We start from the raw sequence: 17254 nt of genomic DNA on the forward strand, positions 1-17254 counted from the left end.
TATTATTCCCCTTTGTGATCCAGAAGCCGGCCCAGCGTAGGTGAAACCTGCAGAAATTCTTCGCATTTTCTAATGGAATCCTGATTCTCCCCCTGTTTTCCATTCCGCACTGCCCGGATAAGTATATTTTTAGGTGTATGCTCCATATCAATAAATTCCAGGAGCTGGACGTCATAGCCTCCCGCTCCAGATAGTTTCCCCGAAGGGCATCGGTGATCAGCGCAGCCATCCGCTCTTTGACCAGGCCATATTTTAATACCGGTCTTAGCACCTCGTTTGCGATCTGTCCGTTCAGCTCATGCTGACAACAGGGAACCGACAGGATGATTTCCGCCTTCCATGCCACTGCCTTTGCCAGAGCATAGTCGGTGGCCGTATCACAGGCATGCAGGGTGATCACCATGTCCACCCGGTCCACGCCGGTGTAATCCGCGATATCTCCCTTAAGAAACGTAAGCTTCTCATAGCCATACTTCTCCGCCAGTTCCCTGCACCGGGCGATCACATCCTCCTTCAGATCCAGACCGATGATCCGGACGCGGTACCCCTTCAGCTCATGGAGATAGTAATACACAGCAAACGTCAGGTAGGATTTTCCGCAGCCAAAGTCCAGGATCGTAAGCTCCCTGTCCTTATTAAGCCGCGGAAGGATATCTTCGACAAACTCCAGGAATCGGTTAATCTGACGGAATTTATCATATTTTGCCTGCACGATTTTCCCTTCGCCGGTCATCACGCCAAGATCCTTCAGGAACGGCACCGGACGGCCTTCTTCCAGGATATAACGCTTGCGCCGGTTGTGCGAAAGATCCGCCGTCCTGGGCGCTTCGTCAGAGTCTGGCTTTTGCGCCTTGCGCTTAATCGTGACCTTTCCCTTTTTACTCACCAGCACCGTATAGACATACCGCACCGTCTCAAACTGCATCTGCCTCATATTTTCCATATAAGCAAGCAGCGCATCCGCCGCCTTAACAGGCGGCAGGTTCTCATGAAACGCCTGCCGGTTCCTGAAAGACTCCAGCTGAAAAAGAAGCTCCCCCTTGTGCAGAAGCGGACGCACCTTCACCTTCTGCACCTCTTCCTTCTCCCGGGGATTACTAAGCACCGCCGACAGAAACTCTGTATTTAGATTTTCCTGTAATAAAATTCTTAATTCATCCATAGTACCCTATATTGTAATGTTTTTTGACGATAACCGCAATAGGGTACAGGGTAAAATGCAAAAAGTGACAGGGCAAAACGCAATTTGGGACGTAGACCTTTGCAAAAGGTCTACGTCCCAAATTAAAACGTGATGGTTACGCGGAACAAATCTCCGTCCAGATATAGCTCGAAGCTGCCGCCCTGCATTTCTGTCAGTGTCTTGGCGATAGACAGCCCCAGACCGCTGCCTTCTGTGCTTCTGGAGATATCGCCCCGGATGAAGCGTTCGGTCAGTTCATCGGCTGATATGTTCAGTGGCTGCTGCGATATGTTTTTCAGGCTGAACACGGCGTGGCCGTCTATTACTTTCAGATCTGCGTAGATCCTGGTTCCTTCCAGCGCATACTTGGCTGCGTTGTTGTAAATATTCCCCAACACCCGCCACATCCTGCGGCCGTCGGCGCGGATCACTACTTCTTCATTTGGAAGATTCAGTACCTCTGTAAGGTTTCTGGCCTTGAACTTTTCTTCAAATTCGCCGCTGGTCTGCTGGATCATTTCGACAAAGTTCAGATCCATATATTCCAAAGTAATATTTCCTGAACTTACCTTGGATGCCTCTACGACATCTTCGGTCAGTGTCTTCAGCCGCTGTGATTTTTGCTCCAGCACCTCTATATATCTGCGGATCCTGGGATCCTGGAAATTTTCCTGCTTCAAAAGCTCCACATAATTGATGATGGAGGTCAGCGGTGTCTTAATATCATGAGACACATTGGTGATCAGGTCTGTCTTCAGTCGCTCGCTCTTGATGCTCTCCGCCAGCGCCCGGTCAAGCCCTTCGCCGATGGAGTTGATCTTATCGGCAATGTCCTGCTGTTCTCTGGAAAGTCCGGCCCGGTTGATCTTGTAATCCACCTGGCCTCCTGCAATCTTCTCGATCCCCTTTTTGATCCGCTGCTTTCCGATACCATCCCGGACCAGATATACAAATGCTCCTGCCTCAGCCAGCACCATGATCCCGAAGAAGAAAAAGCTTCCATAGCTGAAAAATGCGATCCAGTGAAACAGCACGAGCACGCCAAAAGCCAGGAGCATCTGCCAGAGCACCGGGAGATGCTGGAATATGGTTTTCACAAAATGCAGAATGCTCCGCAGCAGACTGTCCTTCCACAGCGTCTTTGCTTTGATCCTGCGTACCAGACTTAAGTACCCCGCAAGGAACATCGCACAGGTATACCAGACGATCAAGGTCAGCGCCACTGTATTTTCTGCCGAAGAAAATATGCTGTTCTCAAATGCATTGGCATGGATTATATTTCCATATTCATCATAGACCACGCCCGCCGTTAGCGTAACCATGTCGCCAATCAACAATACCGGGACGATCCACAGGACAAAGATAAGAACTGCCGCCAGCTCTGTTTTCCAGCGATCAAATCCGCTCAGATGCAGCTCCTCGTCCTCCGGACGCCGGCCCGCCGCGAGGGTCAGCCAGATCAGCCCCATGGCAAATAAGACGGCCGCAGCCACACCCGCTGCAAAGACCCGGATTGCTGTGCCGCCATGTTGTTCATACATCCGGCTCTCCGTGTAAAAACTATCCTGTACCGGGTAGCTGGTGTCCACACTTAAAGCAAACACATAGCTCTCATCCTGCACCTGCAGAGCGTCCCGCCAGTTCGCGGCATCAACCGATTTCATATTGGTTTCAAAATCAGCAAGCCTGGGATAAACAATGACATATTTGCCATTCTCTTTTATCTTTTCAAGAGTCGTCTCCAGATCCTTCCCCTCCTGGTATTCCTGCCGGTTGGAAAAAATTTCCTTTGCCGTCTGATCCACATAGAAATAAGCAAGGTTGGTATCTCCTTCCTGATAAGCATCCAGAACATTCTGATAATCCTCTACCTCCCAGCTCACGGCCATTACTGCTGTTTCTACCTCATCAAAAGCCTGACTTAACCGCCCGTTCCATGTTTCATCCTCATTGGCAACTTCCAGGATCGTCTTTCCTTCTGCCGTCTGGTACTCTTCGCTGCACCAGTATCCGTCATAGTTCCAACAGTCCACATACAGGACCCGGTCATCCTTGTCACGGATTCCCTGTACTGCAAACTCCGCGCCTCCGGCAGAAAACGTCTGGTCCCGCAAAGACAGAAGAATGTCCTCCTGACTCATTTCTCCTTCTCCACCTGCGGTAATAAAGGAAAGCTCTCCGCTCAGGATCAAATCCCGGAATTCGTTATAATAATAGTAATGATAGGTATCATCCGCCCTGCGGCACACGATGATAGTATTCTCATCCTCCCCGGTCTCTCCGGCCCCCTGATTGATGGTCTTTCCCCAGTCCACCATATCTCCCAGACGGTAAGAGAGACTTCCGTGATCTTCCACGTCCGCAGTCTTTCCCTGATTATATCTGACCACATCTATGATCTTATCCGGATCATACACTCCATCCGTTTCAAACACATCTCTTCTGCCAAGCGCGTTGCTGATCCCGATACCTGTGTGCAGCACCTGCTCCGCAAACGCACTGGTATCCTCATATTTTTCAGCGTGCGTTCCCCGAAAGATCTCACTCCTTAACACCGGATAAGACATCAGCCACAACACACAAGCCACCATTACCAGAAGCAGCGCATGCTCTGCAAAAATGACAATGGCCTTCACAACATTTTTCCGATACCATTTCTGACTCATATCTGCTCCTTTCTAAAGCTTCTCTACCTTGTATCCTACGCCCCAGACCACCTTCAGATACCTGGGCTCTTTCGGATTAATCTCGATTTTTTCCCGGATATGGCGGATATGCACTGCAACCGTATTATCCACTCCGATCGCATCCTCATTCCAGATCCTTTCATAAATCTGATCAATAGAGAACACTTTTCCCTGATTTTTTACTAAGAACAACAATATGTTATATTCGATGGGCGTCAGCTTTACCGGTTCTCCGTCTACCGTCACCTCTTTCAGATCGTCATTGATTGCAAGACCACCTGTGGTGTAGACCGCACTTCCGGTATCCGCGGCCGTACTGCCAAGCTGAGTATACCTACGCAGCTGGGACTTCACCCTTGCCACCAACTCCAGCGGATTAAAAGGCTTTGTCACATAATCGTCCGCTCCCACATTTAATCCCAGGATCTTATCCGCATCCTCAGACTTTGCCGACAAAATAATAATCGGAATATTCATATTTTCCCGGATCTTCAAAGTCGCGCGGATCCCGTCAAGCCGGGGCATCATCACATCGATCACCAAAAGATCGACACCTCCCGACTTCAAAGCCTTTATCGCCTCCTCCCCGTCATAAGCTTTATAGACCTCATAGCCTTCCTGGGACAGATAAATATCAATCGCCTCCACAATCTCCTTATCATCATCACATACTAAGATCTTCGCCATCTTCTCCACCTCCCACATTGTTTCCTTGTTTACTATACAAGAATAACAGGAAATTTTTAAGAGCCATTCACGAAAATTATTAAGAAATTATGAAACCACCTAAGATTTTACAGATAACTGCATTATCTCATATTGTCAGAAATGGCAGTTTTACGCGATTTTCTGATTTCTTGCAATTTCTTCAATACGGCCATTATTTTTTATTAGTGTTTTACTAGTATCACTGACCTACGCTTTTACTAGTATCATTTTACTAGTATCACCGGGAACCCCGGCAGCTCCCCGATCTGGGTTCCTATATTCTCCGTAGCACATCCCTTTCAACCTCGCTCTCCCATGTTGTCAGGAACGTCTGCAGGCCCCTGTGACGAACTGGCGCCACCGCCAGATGCTCCTCATAATAAGCCCGCAGCTCTCGCCCCTTGCGTGTGTTCCGAAGCGTCCGCAGAGCCTTGTTTTCTTCAAGGTGAACTTTCCCGTTCCCATATCCCAGGGCTTCACCAGCCTGGATCCGGGTCATGCCTTTTTGATAGACCATGTGTAGTATAGCCGGTTGATCTCCCGGGAGCTGATCCACTACGTCCCAGACCGTACTCTCCAGCCTCTCCCTGTCCAGCCTCCTGCAGGCGTCTTCTTCCAGCTCTTCCCCGGAAGAGACCATATCCATCACAGTCAGATCTCCGTCCTCCGTTTCCAGAGGAGCGTCCAGGCTCCCAATATCGCCCATCCTGGCCGCCTGCCGGATTTCCCGGAGCTTCTTATGGCTGATGTCCAAAAGCCAGCACATGGCCGCATCTGAGGGCCATTCTCCATAGGCCTGCTTGTACTGGCCCGCCGCCCTTTTATACGCTCTGATCCAGTCAACCATATTGGAGGGAAGCCGCACCACGGCCCCGCAGTTATCTACATACCGCCTCATAGCCTGCCGGATCCAGAAAGCTGCGTAATTGATGAACGGAGTCCCTTTGTCTGGCTCATAGCGCCTTACAGCCTCACACAGACCTATATAACCCTCCTGTTCCAGATCTTCCATCTCCACCACTGCAGAATACTTCCGGGCGATCGTTGCGATAAAGCCCTTGTTCTGCTTCCAGAGCTGCAGCATGTTCTCCGCTTCATTCTCCCCGGACTGGATCCGGGCTACAAGCTGTTCATTGTCCATCATATGCGCCGCCTTTCAAAAACACCCCAGGCGGTAAGGAGAGGAACCCGCCCAGGGTGCTTTTATCAAATTATTGTACTTGTCTCTTAGCCCGTAGCTGCCTTGTTCTCCTGGTAGTAGATCGCCATCTTCTTATTGTCCAGGACAAAAGCGTCATAGACAATACGGCCCTCCACCAGATCACCGCTGATAAACGGCGGACTGGAATGCAGCTTGTACTCCTCCAGCTTGGTCGGCGCCACTGTAGCACACGGATGGGCCACCATAAATCCGAAGTTAGCCGGGAGACGTTTCTTCGGTATTTTGATCACATGCAGGCCATCCAGATCGGCTACTACACCCTTCAGCCGGAGCTCTGCCCCGATGTCGCTGTTCAGCGTGATGTCATCACACTTTTTCATCAGTTCCAGGACTGCAGGCGTTACCACAATAGATCTGTTTCCGTCATCCGGGACTTCCGCATCATCTAACACGGTATTCGCCTTAATGATCTCGGTATAGATGTTGGTCTCCGTCAGCGTAATCGCTGCGGGCTTGGTTCCTGCTCCTGTGGCCATTACGCCATAGGTATAAGCATCTACCTCCGGGATCACGACCTCTCTCTGCTGTCTGGCCAGAGCAGACGCCCCAGACAACTGCTGCTGTGTCTCGTCCGCGTCCAGCTTGTCGATCGCAAAGGTAAAGGAACGATCCTTTTTCAAGGTCATTTCTTCTGTAGTTGCGTCCAGGGACTCAATAGCCCCATACCTGGATAACATGACAGTCTGTGTTTCAGAGTCCTCATCCACAACCACCTTACCCATGTTCTCGCCCGGCCGGTCGTAGTCGTTCATCTGGCCGGTTGTTACTTTATACACCTTGATCGTGTGCGCCCCTGTCCAACTAAAATCATTGTTGGTCAGCAGGGACTTCTTGCTCTCTGTGGTGAATACCTCATCCACATAGGGCTGATATTTTGTTGTTAAATCCATTGCCATTTTCTATTATCACCTCTTAAGGCCAAAGGCTCCGGCAAGTGGATCCGGCCGGCCGGTATAGCCGCCGCCGTCCCTGGGCGTGGACTGTCTGGCTTTTCCTCTAACGGCTTCATTCACAGCCTGGTTAAACACTGCAGAAACAGTTGCCAGGCTCTTCTCGCACTCTTCCGCGCTGTCATAGTTCACCAGATCAGCCAGGCCGGCGGGCATGCCGTTTTCAGCCAGCTTCTCCAGCGTGTCGGCCCTTAGCTCTCGCTTTAAAATCTTGCGTTCCCTTTCGTCAAGGTCGCTCTCTCTGGTCCCTTCTTCGAAAGCCTTCGTCAGCTTCTCTCTTTCCCGGTTCAGGCGCTTTCTCACAATGTCGTTGACCTCTTCCTCTGTGAAGGTCCTCGGCTGCCTCTGATGCCCTTCCTGGGGATCCTCGTGCTGATGATCGGCTCCCTGCTGCTGTCCCGTCTTCTGCTCTTCGGTAACGGTTCCCTGCCTTGTGTTATCTTCCATAACATCCTCCTGTTTAACGTCCAGTAGACTAATTTAGGTTAGGCGTGATACCGGCATGGCAGCAGGGGAAATTAAGAAAAACCTACTGCCCCGCCGGATGTCTGGCAGTTTAACGTGATGCCGCACTACGGAAATAAATACAGGTGAGCATATAAAAAGAGGGCGCAGGAAACGGCTTTCTTCCATTTCTGGAATTAAGTCATTTCCCACGCCCTCTAAGGCTTACACCGTGGAGGTATCCCCGGTGCGGTACTTGATCTATATGCTCTAAATCAAGTATATCACACTCACAGGATACCGGCAAGGCTCTTTTATTCTCTTGTACGCCGCACACAATCCGAACGGTGCAATAGGGCCGTTGCGAACGGTAACGTTCGTTTTGGCGTTCCTTTTCCGGCCCTCTACTTCCCTGGATCCTGCACCCTCTCGCCGTTCTTTGTTTGTTCTGTCCGCAGGCATATGTATGCGTTTTTGTGTGCACCCTCCTGCCTCTTTGCCACCTTCCAGGACTTCACCATAGGGGCGAGCAGCCGGATCACTCCGGCAAGCTCCTCCTCGTTGGTGTATGACACCCTGATCCTTATACTCATGATCTACCTCCCTTCTTCCCGCCGCCCCGGTTCTGCTGTTGGCGCAGCTCCCCAGGGAGGGCAGGGGCTTTACAGTTCTTCCAGATCTTTCGCGATCCGCTCAAGATGGTCTGATACCCCGTTGAGCGCAAGTCGGAAGTATTCGTCATTCAGCCGGTCACAATCCTTATCAAGAGTATTTCCCAGCCCTGTCACTATGGCCGCTATGCCGCTGATCTCTACAGACAGGCTGTAAAGATCATATCCCTTATCTTTATTCATGGACCGCTCCTCCATTCTGCATCATTGCATATTTATAGCCATTCTTAAAAGCATCCTCGCAGGCAGCCGCCACATAGTCATCAAGAACCCGGCAGAACTCGCTGTAGCAGCTTCTTGTCTGTTCTGACGCTGGCCAGTTAACATTTTCTTGATACTCATTATAGATCTGATCCATCTTTTTTTCTGTTACCTTAGCCATTACGCTGCACCTCTCTTTCTCTTATTAGCCTCCATCCGCTGCGCCAGTGCAAAGCCATACCGAAAAGCGGTAATGATAGCGTCAAACTTGGCATTTGTTTCACCGCTTTCATACTTTTCTTTGATCTGGATCGCCTCGCCATAAGTCAGATCGTAAGCCATCGGGATCCTTGTCTCCTTTGCGACCTTCCACATATTTCTCTTCATATCTATCTACCCTTTCTTTGAAATCCGTGTTATTATGTATCTGTATCCTTTCCCAGCCGCCCAGCCGTGAAAGATACATTGCCCCGTGGGGAGTTGCCGCTCTCTATGGGGCTTATTTTTTTATACCCCAGTGTCTACGCTCCCGCCGATCTGCAGGAAGTGACGTCCGTTGCTCTGTGCATATCCCTGGCGCGGCGGCTCATAGCCGACACACTCGCCCAGGGCGTGGATATCTGCACTCATGCTGATCAGAGTGCCGTTGATGTCCTCCAGGACCCGGGCGATATTCTCAAACCGGCTGGCAATCACCAGCATGGCCACGGCTTCATCAGACATGTTTGCCGTCATATCCCCATGATCTCCCAGCAGATCCAGAATGCTGTCTATTGCCACGTCCTCACCGCCTGCGAAAAGCTGCAGGCCCTTTAATAAATCAGTTTTCTTCATTACTCTGTCTCTCCTTTCATATTCTCTTATAGGTAACCAAACTACTATGGCACAACTGCGTGAAACCCTTGATTTTACTGGCCTTCTCCGTACTTGACCAAGTGAACAACTACGCAGGTACTAGGGCACGTACGTGTTCAACCGTACTGTCGTACTTGCCCATTTTGACAAGTACGTAAAAATATTGATTTTATGGGCTTTCTTCCGTACTTGCCCCATTTAGAAGTTTGTCTATAGGGAGTTCTCCCTGTACTGGTACTGGTTCCGTTTCTTCTGTCTGATCTTCTTCATGCCCTGGAAGGATCCATATACTTCTCGGTGGAAACTCTTTCGTTTTTCTTATAATTATTCCGAGTTCTTCCCTAGCGTTCCTTAATGACTTTTCAGAAATCTTGTTAGCCTCTGCCAAGGTCTTAAGCTCCTTTGCTAGCCTACGTCCTTCCGGCATATTGTTCACAATAAACTGCTTTGCAGCCTCCAGAGCAGGGGCATCTCTAGCCCTCTTCTTGTTTCTGATGGCTGTATAATCGTCCATAGTCAGACTATTTTCTCCCAGATACACCACGCCGCCCTTGTCAGGATCTATTTCAAAAAGGATAGTTTTCCCTCTCTTCGCAAGACTTGACTTCTCATGTGACATGAATTTCATGTCGTCCTCTCCAGGGACTGGCCCGAGTGCGATATAGCTTCGGCAGATCCCCATAATGTCAGTAGATCCCAGAACTCGGGTGATCGCGTCACCTTTGCCGTTCTTGTTAAAGTGACAGATCAGTACCACAGCCACATCATATTTTTCAGCCAGGGACGATATAAGGCCCAGCTTGTCTCGGGTCTTATTCGGTGCATTCATGTCCACCTCTTCGCCTATGTATGCCTGGAAAGGGTCGAAAATCATCAGATCCGGCTTGTAATCCCGCATGAACTCCTCAATCTCCGGGCTGTCAAAGGCAAGCTGTGTTTTCTGCTCTATTACTGTAGCAATATTATCCATATTAGCCCCGCAGATCCTTAGACGTTTCTTTATCGTGTCTCCTATGCCGTCCTCCGCCGTCAGATAGATCGCTCGACCAGGATCAGCATTAAAAGGTACTTGATTAAAAAAACTCCTTCCAGTGGATACACAGGCCGCCATATAGCAAAGAAGATACGTTTTCCCTGTTCCTGGGTATGCAGCGCAGATTGTCACCTTACCCCTGGGCACATAAGGCTGATATAGCCATGTTATTTCTTCCTCTTCTACATCGGACATACACACAAGAGAAACTTTTTCACGCTTATGCTTTATAGGCCGGAATTTTCCTTTGTCATAGACTGCCTTTTCGCTTATGCGCCGCTCTGCTTCAACATCTGCAATAAGATCAATAGCTCTCTGTCGCTCTTCTGTTGTAAGTCCGCTTTCAGATGTTCCACTTCTCGCTGTTTCCGTGACTCCCTCACCGCCTTCCTTTTCATATTTTCCCATTCGTTCTCGCACTGATCTTTATACCAGTGCGCCGCGCTCTTCAGCTCCTTCTCATGCTGGTGCTCAAACTCCACCACTACGCCGGAATAATATGCCCTGGCCTTACTGCAGCCGAGCATTTCCAGCCACGCCAGAGCCTTCTCTGCATATCCCGGATATGAAAGCTCATAGCCGTAGATCTTAAGGAAAGTGCTCTTGTATAGCTTCATCCCCGTGCTGAACGAGTGCAGGAACTCCTCTTTGTTTGGCCCCTCCCTGGGATGGATCTCGCCTTTAAAGAGCTGGTCAAACTCCCCGGCCTGTTCTGCAGCGTCATAAGCAGCACACAGTTGATCAAATTCATCTTTAGACACTCTCATGACTGCCGATCCTTGAATTTCTTCATCCTTTCGTAATCAATCGCCTCTTCTGGTGAAAGCCCTAAAGCCTTGCAGACCTTCCCGAAGCGCTCCATCTTCACCATATATCCCTTGCGGACCCGGTAAACGATATTAATGGAGACCCCGGCTTTCTCTGCAATCTCCTGGGGAGACAGGCAGGACGCCACCATAGCATTGATGATCACTTCAACTTTTCCGCATACCATGCTTTCCTCTCCTTTCTGTTGCGACGTCGCAACACTTCATTCACTGATCCAGCCGCCCCAGCTTGTCAGTCTTCTGTTTCGATGATCTCGGTAACGTCTACGCCGAGAGCCCTGGCGATCTTGCCGACTGTGTCCGGCTTTAAATCGTCTCGGTACACCCTGCACATTGTTCCCCTCGGGATCCCAGCAGCAATAAGGTCTTTTGTTCCTTTGCAGGCTCTAGCTTTGGCAAGATCAAGCTTCTCTTTGCTAATCCTCATTCTTTCACCGCCTTTCTTATGGTTCCATTCGGAACTATTCTATTGTTATAATAGTTCCGTTCGGGTCTTTTGTCAATATTTTTTTTTTTAAAATAGTTCCGTTCGGGTCTCCTATGTGCTAATATTAAATTGGAGGTGAGTAACTTGAGTGATTTCACTGCACAAAGCATAAAATGGCACAGAAAAAATAAAGGAATGACACAGGCCGAACTTGCGACCGCCGTAGGTGTGTCTCTGATGAGTATTAGAAGATATGAAACTTTAGGTGCTGGTAATAGAGAACCCTCGGCCGACCTTTACGACAAGATTGCGAAACAACTTGACACAACGGCCGATATACTACGGGGAAAAGTCGGAAATTACGACTTTAAGGACATCCCGCCGGGCCCCGTTGCAAATGCCGAAGCCACAAAAGCATATTTTAAGAAGAAAAATGCTCCTACTACATTGGCCGCTCATTTTGACGGTGACGAATACACAGAGGAAGAATTAGAAGAAATCCGGCAGTTTGCGGAATTTGTAAAGAGCAAGCGCAAAGACACCGAATAGATCTACTCAAAATTGAGTAAAACCTCATATCATTCACCGATCCAGCCGCCCCAGCCGAGAAAGGAGAATGATACAATGGCACTTACCACATGCCCGGAATGCTCCGGGAAGGTGTCTGACAAGGCGTATTCCTGCCCTCATTGCGGTTTTCCCCTGCGTGATGGGACAAGTGTACCCCGCAAGGCAAAAAGCCCGGGAAAGCGCCGCAGGAACGGCACCGGGACCATAGTGAAACTATCAGGGAGCCGGCGGCGGCCCTTCCAGGTGCGCGTAAATACCCGTATTGATGAATGGGGCTATCCGCGCTATGACGTCCTGGGGAACTTCCCGGATCGGGTCTCTGCAGACATCGCCCTGGCCGAGTACAACCGAGAACCGTACAGCATAGGCAGCCGCAGGAAGACCTTTGCCCAGGTGTTCCGGGACTGGTATAAATGGAAATACCGAAAGGATCCCGACAACAAGGCCGGCCGGACCAGCTCCCAGTACTGCATGATAGCAGCTTTCAAGAACTGCGAACCGCTGCACAGGCTTGTGATGTCCGAGATCACGGCCATAGAGCTGCAGGAGCTCCTGGACCGGGAAGATTATTCCTACGCCAAACTAGAGCATGTGAAAACTCTTCTTAACCAGATATACCGCTATGCCCTGCAGTTTGACATCGTGACCAAAAACTGCGCCGAGTTCGTTCGGATCAGCAAGGAAGATGATACAGAGAGAGGGGTCCCCTTTACCCAGGAAGATCTCTGGCGTCTCTGGGACCATAAGGAGCTGCCTTTTGTGGACACCATCCTGATCTACTGTTATTCGGGGTGGCGTATCAACGAACTGGCCAGGATGCCCCTTTCAGACATAGATCTGGACGCCCGGACGTTCACAGGTGGGTCAAAGAACCGCTACAGCCGCGGCAGAACCGTCCCGATCCACTCCAAGATCTATGATATGGTGGCCGCGCGGTATGACGCCCGTTTCTGCAGCCTGATCTATCACGATGGCCAGCAGGACATCACAGAGGACAAATACCGGGAATACTTTGACCAGGCACTGAAAGCCTGCGGGATCACCGAAAAGCACACACCCCACGACTGCCGGCACACCTTCAACTCGCTGCTGATCGCGGCGAAGGCTGACCGGGTGGCCAGATACAAGATCATGGGGCACGCTGGCAAGGATATCAATGAGAAAGTCTACTCCCACATGAGCGTGGAGCAGCTCCGAGAAGAAATAGAGAAAATTTAATTTTACCCATGAGTGCGATCTGTCCGGGTCCGCTCATGGGTATTTTGATAGTGTTTTATTAGTATCTTTCCATACCCGTAAGCCGCGGATTTGCGTGGTTTGCGGGCGTTTTTCGTCTTATGAAATTATGAATGGGGACGTAGACTTTTTGCAAAGGTCTACGTCCCAAATTGCGTTTTACCCTGTACCCACCTGAAATAATGTCGCAGAAGGTCGTATTTTTTCGTATTATTTCTATTTTTGTCTGAAAATCTTATTTATCTGTCTTTTTTGGATATAATGTACAAAATGGTATGCCACTATGTTTTTGAGGAGAAAGTGACATGAACGAAAAAGAGATTGAACGGCTGCTGCGCTCTTTGGGGATTGGCGCCACTTACCGGGGTTACCGCTATCTGAATTACGGAATCCGCCTGTGCCTGATTGATGAAGATTATCTCTTATCCGTCAGCAAACTTCTGTATCCCCAGATCGCAAAGTATTTTCACACTACCAGCAGCAGTGTGGAGCGTGATATCCGTACTGCGGTCAAAGTCTGCTGGGAACGTGGAAATGTTTCTCTTCTTCAGGAAATCGCTCTTCACCCTATCCGGATCCGTCCTACTTCCAGCGAATTTCTGGATATCCTGACTGCACATCTCCGAAAATAGTCGGATATTTTTGTGGTTTGACCGTTTTTTTCTGTTCCTTAAGCCACTCTTAAGAAATTTTCTTTTTCTTTTATAGTTTTAACATATTTTAGACATATTTGTACCTTATACTAAAACACAGATAGTTAAGAATACTATCTCCCCCTCATTAAAGTACATTACCGCAGATTATTTTTTTCAGCGGCATATACTTTACTCTCATTCCTTTAGATAGCTATAACAACAACGAACCCCGCAGGCATAGTGCCTGCGGGGTTTCGCTGTAAATCCTCTTTTCTGCTCTCTGTCTTGTCTGTTCTTTTCATTTATCAAAAGCGGCCGCCCGTTCAGGCCAGCCGCTCTTTCATCCACTGCAAAATATCTTCATAGACCTGCTGTCGATTCTGCTCATTGAGAACCTCATGCCGGTCATTCTCATACAGCTTTAATGTCACGTCTCTGATCCCTGCTTCCTGGTATCCCCGAAAGATTTTTTCCACAGCCTTTCCGAAATCCCCTACCGGATCCTGACGCCCGGATATCAGAAGTATGGGAAGTGTTCTGGGGATCCGAACAGCCCCCTTCCTCCCGGAAATCTTCTTCATTCCTTCAAACATCTGATAATAGCCGTTCACCGTAAAGGTAAAGCTGCACAGTGGGTCAGCCTCGTATACCGCCCGGATCACGGGATCTGAAGTGACCCATTCTTTATTGCTCACACTGGGCTCAAACCGCTTATTATAACTGCCAAGTCCCATCCGGTCAATGAACCGGCTTCGGAAATGCCATCCGCGGAACGCCGCGATCAAACGACAGAGCATCTGTCCTGCCTGCAAAAGCGGAATACTCTTTTCGCCTGTTCCCATGATCACCGCTCCGGCAAGACCTCTGCCATGAGTTAAGAGATACTGACGCAGAAGGAAAGATCCCATACTGTGCCCCAACAGATATAACGGAACCTCCGGATATGTTTTCCTGGTGCGTTCTCGTAACGTGTGGATATCTTCGATCACGCACCGGTTCCCGTCCGGTTCATGAAAATACCCGTAATTTTCCTCTGTGGTCACAGAACCGCCGTGTCCCAGATGGTCATTGCCGGTCACATACCATCCCTGTTTGCAGAGCCAGGAAGCAAAATCATCATATCTGCCAATGTATTCCACCATCCCATGACAAATCTGCAAGGCTCCTTTTACTTCCCCCTGCGGGATCCACTCGATGGCATGGATCTGGGTCTCTCCGTCAGAAGAAGGATAATAAAATTCCTGTCTCATTTAACGGTCTTCCATTCTTACATAATCCCGATACGGCGCAAGCGGCTTATACGCCGGACGGATGATCTTATCCACGTTGATCAGCTCTTCCAGTCTGTGCGCGCTCCAGCCTACGATACGCGCCGCCGCGAAGATCGGCGTGTAAAGAGCCGACGGGATGCCAAGCATACTGTACACCAGTCCGCTGTAGAAATCCACATTTGCATTGACGCCTTTGTAAATCTTACGCTTTTCTGCAATGACTTCCGGCGCCATATGCTCTACCATCTCATAAAGCGCGTACTCTTTTTCGTATCCCTTTTCTTTGGCCAGTTTCTTGACAAAATCTTTGAAAATGTCTGCTCTCGGGTCGGACACAGAATAGATCGCGTGTCCCATTCCGTAAATCAGTCCCTTCCGGTCAAAGGCTTCTTTATTCAATAGTTTCAGCAGATAATCCCGCACTTCGTCCCGGTCTTCCCAGTCGTGCACTTTTTCCTTCATATCCTCAAACATCTGAGTGACCTTAATGTTGGCGCCGCCATGCTTTGGCCCTTTCAGCGAGGCCATGGCAGCCGCAATGGTGGAGTAAGTATCTGTTCCCGAAGAAGTAACCACATGCGTCGTAAAGGTAGAGTTATTTCCTCCGCCGTGATCCATATGGAGCACCAGCGCCATATCAAGGATCCTTGCCTCCAGCTTGGTATACTGCCGGTCTTCTCTTAACATCATCAGGATGTTTTCTGCTGTGGACAGTTCCGGAGAAGGGGCGTAAATAAACAGATCGTCTCCCATCCGGTAGTTATATGCGTGATAACCGTAAACCATCATCATGGGGAACTGACTGATCAGGTTCAGACACTGACGCAGCACATTGGGGATTGAAGTATCGTCTGCCATGGCATCATAAGAATACAGGCTTAAAATAGACCTGGACAGGCTGTTCATCATATCCCGGCTGGGCGCTTTCATGATCACGTCCCGCACAAAAGTAGGGGGAAGGGTTCTCCGCTCTACCAGGGTATTGTGAAAAGTAGCAAGCTCCTGCTGGCTGGGAAGTTCTCCAAAAAGCAACAGATAAGAAATTTCTTCAAACCCGTAATGATCTGCCTCCAGAAATCCCTTTACCAGATCCTTGATATTATAACCACGGTAATAAAGATTGCCCGCGCAGGGAACCTCTTTGCCGTCCACCACTTTGGTGGCGCAAACATCGGAAATATTCGTAAGCCCGGCCAGAACGCCTTTTCCGTTTAAATCACGGAGTCCCCGTTTGACTTCATATTTCCCATACAGTTCTTTATCTATGGCATTTTTCTCCTCACAGATCTTTGCAAACTGTTCGATTTCCGGTGTGACTTCAAATAATGCGTATTCCTTTGTTGACATGCGCTTCACCCTTCCTTTCTGTTTCTTTCTAAGAACCAGTCTCTCCGTCAGACGGGATCCGGTCCCATAAATCATCCGCAAGAGCGGCAAATTCTTCTAAAGACAGGGCCTCTCCCCGGACGCTGCTTCCCTTTCCAAGCTTTTCGATCCCTTCGGCAATGGCTTCCCTGGAAAGCGGGATCTGACCGGAGTTGCAAAGGCCATTGACCAGGGTTTTCCTTCTCTGATTAAAGGAAGCCCGTATGATCTGAAAGAAAAAAGCTTCATTTTTGACCACGACCGGAGGCTGCTCGTGCCGGGTCAGACGTATCACTGCCGACCCCACCTTCGGACGGGGCATAAAACAATTGGGCGGTACATTTGCCACCACATAGGGGCTTGCATAATACTGGACCGCCAGCGACAGCGCGCCATAGTCTTTGCTCCCCGGGCCACTCTGCATCCGCTCCGCCACTTCCTTTTGCACCATAACAGTAATACTGTCCACAGGGACATGCCCCTCGAATAATCCCATGATAATCGGGGTGGTAATATAGTAAGGAAGATTGGCCACGATCTTGATCGGCCTTCCGCCATTTTCTTTCTCTGCAAGTTCTCTGATATTCAGTTTCAAAACATCCTCATGGATGATCTGCACATTCTCATACTCTTTTAAGGTATCCGCCAGTATGGGGATCAGATTGGCGTCAATCTCCACGGCAATCACTTTTCCGGCAGCCTCTGCCAGATATTGGGTCATAGTCCCGATGCCGGGGCCGATCTCCAGCACCATATCCTCTTTGGTAATCTCTGCCGCTTTTATGATTTTATCTAATACATGGGTATCAATCAGAAAATTCTGCCCGAATTTTTTTTGAAATGAGAAGTTGTATTTCTGCAGGATCTCTATTGTATTTTTGGGATTTCCCAGTGTCGGACCGCTCATCATTACACTCCAGTTATCAAGTATATGTGTCATTATACAATATTTTGGGGCGTAAGGATATA

20 protein-coding genes and 1 pseudogene are annotated in these 17254 nt (G+C 49.3%); 3 read left to right on the top strand and 18 right to left on the bottom strand.

Annotated elements, in window-relative coordinates; genetic code table 11:
- Nucleotides 1–2 precede the first annotated feature (2 nt).
- From ABGT54_RS10125 to ABGT54_RS10195, 15 genes and pseudogenes are all read right to left on the bottom strand, one after another.
- Nucleotides 3–1162: pseudogene (locus tag ABGT54_RS10125) on the bottom strand (SAM-dependent methyltransferase).
- Nucleotides 1163–1284: 122 nt separating this feature from the next.
- A complete protein-coding gene (locus ABGT54_RS10130) occupies nucleotides 1285–3849 on the bottom strand; it encodes a HAMP domain-containing sensor histidine kinase (protein ID WP_346663995.1) in 2565 nt (854 codons plus the stop codon).
- A 12-nt stretch (nucleotides 3850–3861) separates the two neighbouring features.
- A complete protein-coding gene (locus tag ABGT54_RS10135) occupies nucleotides 3862–4557 on the bottom strand; it encodes a response regulator transcription factor (RefSeq protein ID WP_346663996.1) in 696 nt (231 codons plus the stop codon).
- Nucleotides 4558–4852: 295 nt separating this feature from the next.
- Nucleotides 4853–5722, bottom strand: coding sequence for a sigma-70 family RNA polymerase sigma factor (locus ABGT54_RS10140; protein ID WP_346663997.1), 870 nt, complete (start codon nucleotides 5720–5722; stop codon nucleotides 4853–4855).
- A gap of 83 nt (nucleotides 5723–5805) precedes the next feature.
- Entirely contained in the window at nucleotides 5806–6696 is an 891-nt protein-coding gene (locus tag ABGT54_RS10145; protein ID WP_346663998.1) for a hypothetical protein, read from the bottom strand.
- 9 nt (nucleotides 6697–6705) lie between these two features.
- Complete coding sequence (locus tag ABGT54_RS10150) at nucleotides 6706–7197, bottom strand: DUF4355 domain-containing protein (protein WP_346663999.1); 492 nt, start codon at nucleotides 7195–7197, stop codon at nucleotides 6706–6708.
- A gap of 401 nt (nucleotides 7198–7598) precedes the next feature.
- Nucleotides 7599–7787, bottom strand: a complete 189-nt coding sequence (locus tag ABGT54_RS10155) for a hypothetical protein (RefSeq protein WP_346664000.1) — start codon at nucleotides 7785–7787, stop codon at nucleotides 7599–7601.
- A gap of 69 nt (nucleotides 7788–7856) precedes the next feature.
- Entirely contained in the window at nucleotides 7857–8048 is a 192-nt protein-coding gene (locus ABGT54_RS10160) for a hypothetical protein (protein ID WP_346664001.1), read from the bottom strand.
- Nucleotides 8041–8247 (bottom strand): hypothetical protein, encoded by a 207-nt coding sequence (locus tag ABGT54_RS10165; RefSeq protein ID WP_346664002.1) that lies wholly within the window; start codon nucleotides 8245–8247, stop codon nucleotides 8041–8043. Before ABGT54_RS10165 ends, ABGT54_RS10160 begins: the two co-directional genes overlap by 8 nt.
- Nucleotides 8247–8453, bottom strand: a complete 207-nt coding sequence (locus ABGT54_RS10170) for a hypothetical protein (protein WP_346664003.1) — start codon at nucleotides 8451–8453, stop codon at nucleotides 8247–8249. Before ABGT54_RS10170 ends, ABGT54_RS10165 begins: the two co-directional genes overlap by 1 nt.
- 120 nt (nucleotides 8454–8573) lie before the next feature.
- Nucleotides 8574–8900: a hypothetical protein gene (locus ABGT54_RS10175; RefSeq protein WP_346664004.1), complete on the bottom strand. Its 327-nt coding sequence runs from the start codon at nucleotides 8898–8900 to the stop codon at nucleotides 8574–8576.
- Nucleotides 8901–9090: 190 nt separating this feature from the next.
- A complete protein-coding gene (locus tag ABGT54_RS10180; protein ID WP_346664046.1) occupies nucleotides 9091–10149 on the bottom strand; it encodes an AAA family ATPase in 1059 nt (352 codons plus the stop codon).
- 74 nt (nucleotides 10150–10223) lie between these two features.
- Complete coding sequence (locus ABGT54_RS10185; protein WP_346664005.1) at nucleotides 10224–10721, bottom strand: hypothetical protein; 498 nt, start codon at nucleotides 10719–10721, stop codon at nucleotides 10224–10226.
- On the bottom strand, nucleotides 10718–10948 hold the full coding sequence (locus tag ABGT54_RS10190; RefSeq protein WP_346664006.1) for a helix-turn-helix transcriptional regulator: 231 nt from the start codon (nucleotides 10946–10948) through the stop codon (nucleotides 10718–10720). The genes ABGT54_RS10185 and ABGT54_RS10190 overlap by 4 nt, the downstream gene beginning before the upstream one ends.
- Before the next feature lie 65 nt (nucleotides 10949–11013).
- Nucleotides 11014–11208, bottom strand: a complete 195-nt coding sequence (locus ABGT54_RS10195) for a hypothetical protein (protein ID WP_346664007.1) — start codon at nucleotides 11206–11208, stop codon at nucleotides 11014–11016.
- Between the two features lie 144 nt (nucleotides 11209–11352).
- Here ABGT54_RS10195 and ABGT54_RS10200 point away from each other — a divergent pair, with 144 nt between their 5' ends.
- The 3 genes from ABGT54_RS10200 (at nucleotide 11353) to ABGT54_RS10210 (ending at nucleotide 13646) form a co-directional block, all read left to right on the top strand.
- Entirely contained in the window at nucleotides 11353–11757 is a 405-nt protein-coding gene (locus ABGT54_RS10200) for a helix-turn-helix transcriptional regulator (RefSeq protein ID WP_346664008.1), read from the top strand.
- Between the two features lie 75 nt (nucleotides 11758–11832).
- Nucleotides 11833–12996 (top strand): tyrosine-type recombinase/integrase, encoded by a 1164-nt coding sequence (locus ABGT54_RS10205; RefSeq protein WP_346664009.1) that lies wholly within the window; start codon nucleotides 11833–11835, stop codon nucleotides 12994–12996.
- A 323-nt stretch (nucleotides 12997–13319) separates the two neighbouring features.
- Nucleotides 13320–13646, top strand: coding sequence for a sporulation initiation factor Spo0A C-terminal domain-containing protein (locus ABGT54_RS10210; RefSeq protein ID WP_346664010.1), 327 nt, complete (start codon nucleotides 13320–13322; stop codon nucleotides 13644–13646).
- A 326-nt stretch (nucleotides 13647–13972) separates the two neighbouring features.
- On the opposite strand, the gene ABGT54_RS10215 is transcribed toward ABGT54_RS10210, so the two are convergent.
- The 3 genes from ABGT54_RS10215 to rsmA are packed head-to-tail and all read right to left on the bottom strand — an operon-like array spanning nucleotide 13973 to nucleotide 17192.
- A complete protein-coding gene (locus ABGT54_RS10215; RefSeq protein WP_346664011.1) occupies nucleotides 13973–14899 on the bottom strand; it encodes a lysophospholipase in 927 nt (308 codons plus the stop codon).
- Complete coding sequence (locus ABGT54_RS10220) at nucleotides 14900–16267, bottom strand: citrate/2-methylcitrate synthase (RefSeq protein WP_346664012.1); 1368 nt, start codon at nucleotides 16265–16267, stop codon at nucleotides 14900–14902.
- Between the two features lie 28 nt (nucleotides 16268–16295).
- Nucleotides 16296–17192 (bottom strand): 16S rRNA (adenine(1518)-N(6)/adenine(1519)-N(6))-dimethyltransferase RsmA, encoded by an 897-nt coding sequence (gene rsmA / locus ABGT54_RS10225; RefSeq protein ID WP_346664013.1) that lies wholly within the window; start codon nucleotides 17190–17192, stop codon nucleotides 16296–16298.
- Nucleotides 17193–17254 lie beyond the last annotated feature (62 nt).

The sequence above is a fragment of the uncultured Merdimonas sp. genome (assembly GCF_963929015.1).
GTDB lineage: Bacteria > Bacillota > Clostridia > Lachnospirales > Lachnospiraceae > Merdimonas.

Excerpts from the sequence above, each read along its gene's own strand:
- rsmA (WP_346664013.1), bottom strand. The coding sequence starts at position 17,192 with ATGAGCGGTCCGACACTGGGAAATCCCAAAAATACAATAGAGATCCTG.
- ABGT54_RS10210 (WP_346664010.1), top strand. The coding sequence starts at position 13,320 with ATGAACGAAAAAGAGATTGAACGGCTGCTGCGCTCTTTGGGGATTGGC.
- ABGT54_RS10185 (WP_346664005.1), bottom strand. The coding sequence starts at position 10,721 with ATGAGAGTGTCTAAAGATGAATTTGATCAACTGTGTGCTGCTTATGAC.
- ABGT54_RS10215 (WP_346664011.1), bottom strand. The coding sequence starts at position 14,899 with ATGAGACAGGAATTTTATTATCCTTCTTCTGACGGAGAGACCCAGATC.
- ABGT54_RS10140 (WP_346663997.1), bottom strand. The coding sequence starts at position 5,722 with ATGATGGACAATGAACAGCTTGTAGCCCGGATCCAGTCCGGGGAGAAT.
- ABGT54_RS10165 (WP_346664002.1), bottom strand. The coding sequence starts at position 8,247 with ATGGCTAAGGTAACAGAAAAAAAGATGGATCAGATCTATAATGAGTAT.
- ABGT54_RS10180 (WP_346664046.1), bottom strand. The coding sequence starts at position 10,149 with ATGTCCGATGTAGAAGAGGAAGAAATAACATGGCTATATCAGCCTTAT.
- ABGT54_RS10190 (WP_346664006.1), bottom strand. The coding sequence starts at position 10,948 with ATGGTATGCGGAAAAGTTGAAGTGATCATCAATGCTATGGTGGCGTCC.
- ABGT54_RS10150 (WP_346663999.1), bottom strand. The coding sequence starts at position 7,197 with ATGGAAGATAACACAAGGCAGGGAACCGTTACCGAAGAGCAGAAGACG.
- ABGT54_RS10145 (WP_346663998.1), bottom strand. The coding sequence starts at position 6,696 with ATGGCAATGGATTTAACAACAAAATATCAGCCCTATGTGGATGAGGTA.
- ABGT54_RS10220 (WP_346664012.1), bottom strand. The coding sequence starts at position 16,267 with ATGTCAACAAAGGAATACGCATTATTTGAAGTCACACCGGAAATCGAA.
- ABGT54_RS10195 (WP_346664007.1), bottom strand. The coding sequence starts at position 11,208 with ATGAGGATTAGCAAAGAGAAGCTTGATCTTGCCAAAGCTAGAGCCTGC.
- ABGT54_RS10205 (WP_346664009.1), top strand. The coding sequence starts at position 11,833 with ATGGCACTTACCACATGCCCGGAATGCTCCGGGAAGGTGTCTGACAAG.
- ABGT54_RS10130 (WP_346663995.1), bottom strand. The coding sequence starts at position 3,849 with ATGAGTCAGAAATGGTATCGGAAAAATGTTGTGAAGGCCATTGTCATT.
- ABGT54_RS10160 (WP_346664001.1), bottom strand. The coding sequence starts at position 8,048 with ATGAATAAAGATAAGGGATATGATCTTTACAGCCTGTCTGTAGAGATC.
- ABGT54_RS10170 (WP_346664003.1), bottom strand. The coding sequence starts at position 8,453 with ATGAAGAGAAATATGTGGAAGGTCGCAAAGGAGACAAGGATCCCGATG.
- ABGT54_RS10135 (WP_346663996.1), bottom strand. The coding sequence starts at position 4,557 with ATGGCGAAGATCTTAGTATGTGATGATGATAAGGAGATTGTGGAGGCG.
- ABGT54_RS10175 (WP_346664004.1), bottom strand. The coding sequence starts at position 8,900 with ATGAAGAAAACTGATTTATTAAAGGGCCTGCAGCTTTTCGCAGGCGGT.
- ABGT54_RS10155 (WP_346664000.1), bottom strand. The coding sequence starts at position 7,787 with ATGAGTATAAGGATCAGGGTGTCATACACCAACGAGGAGGAGCTTGCC.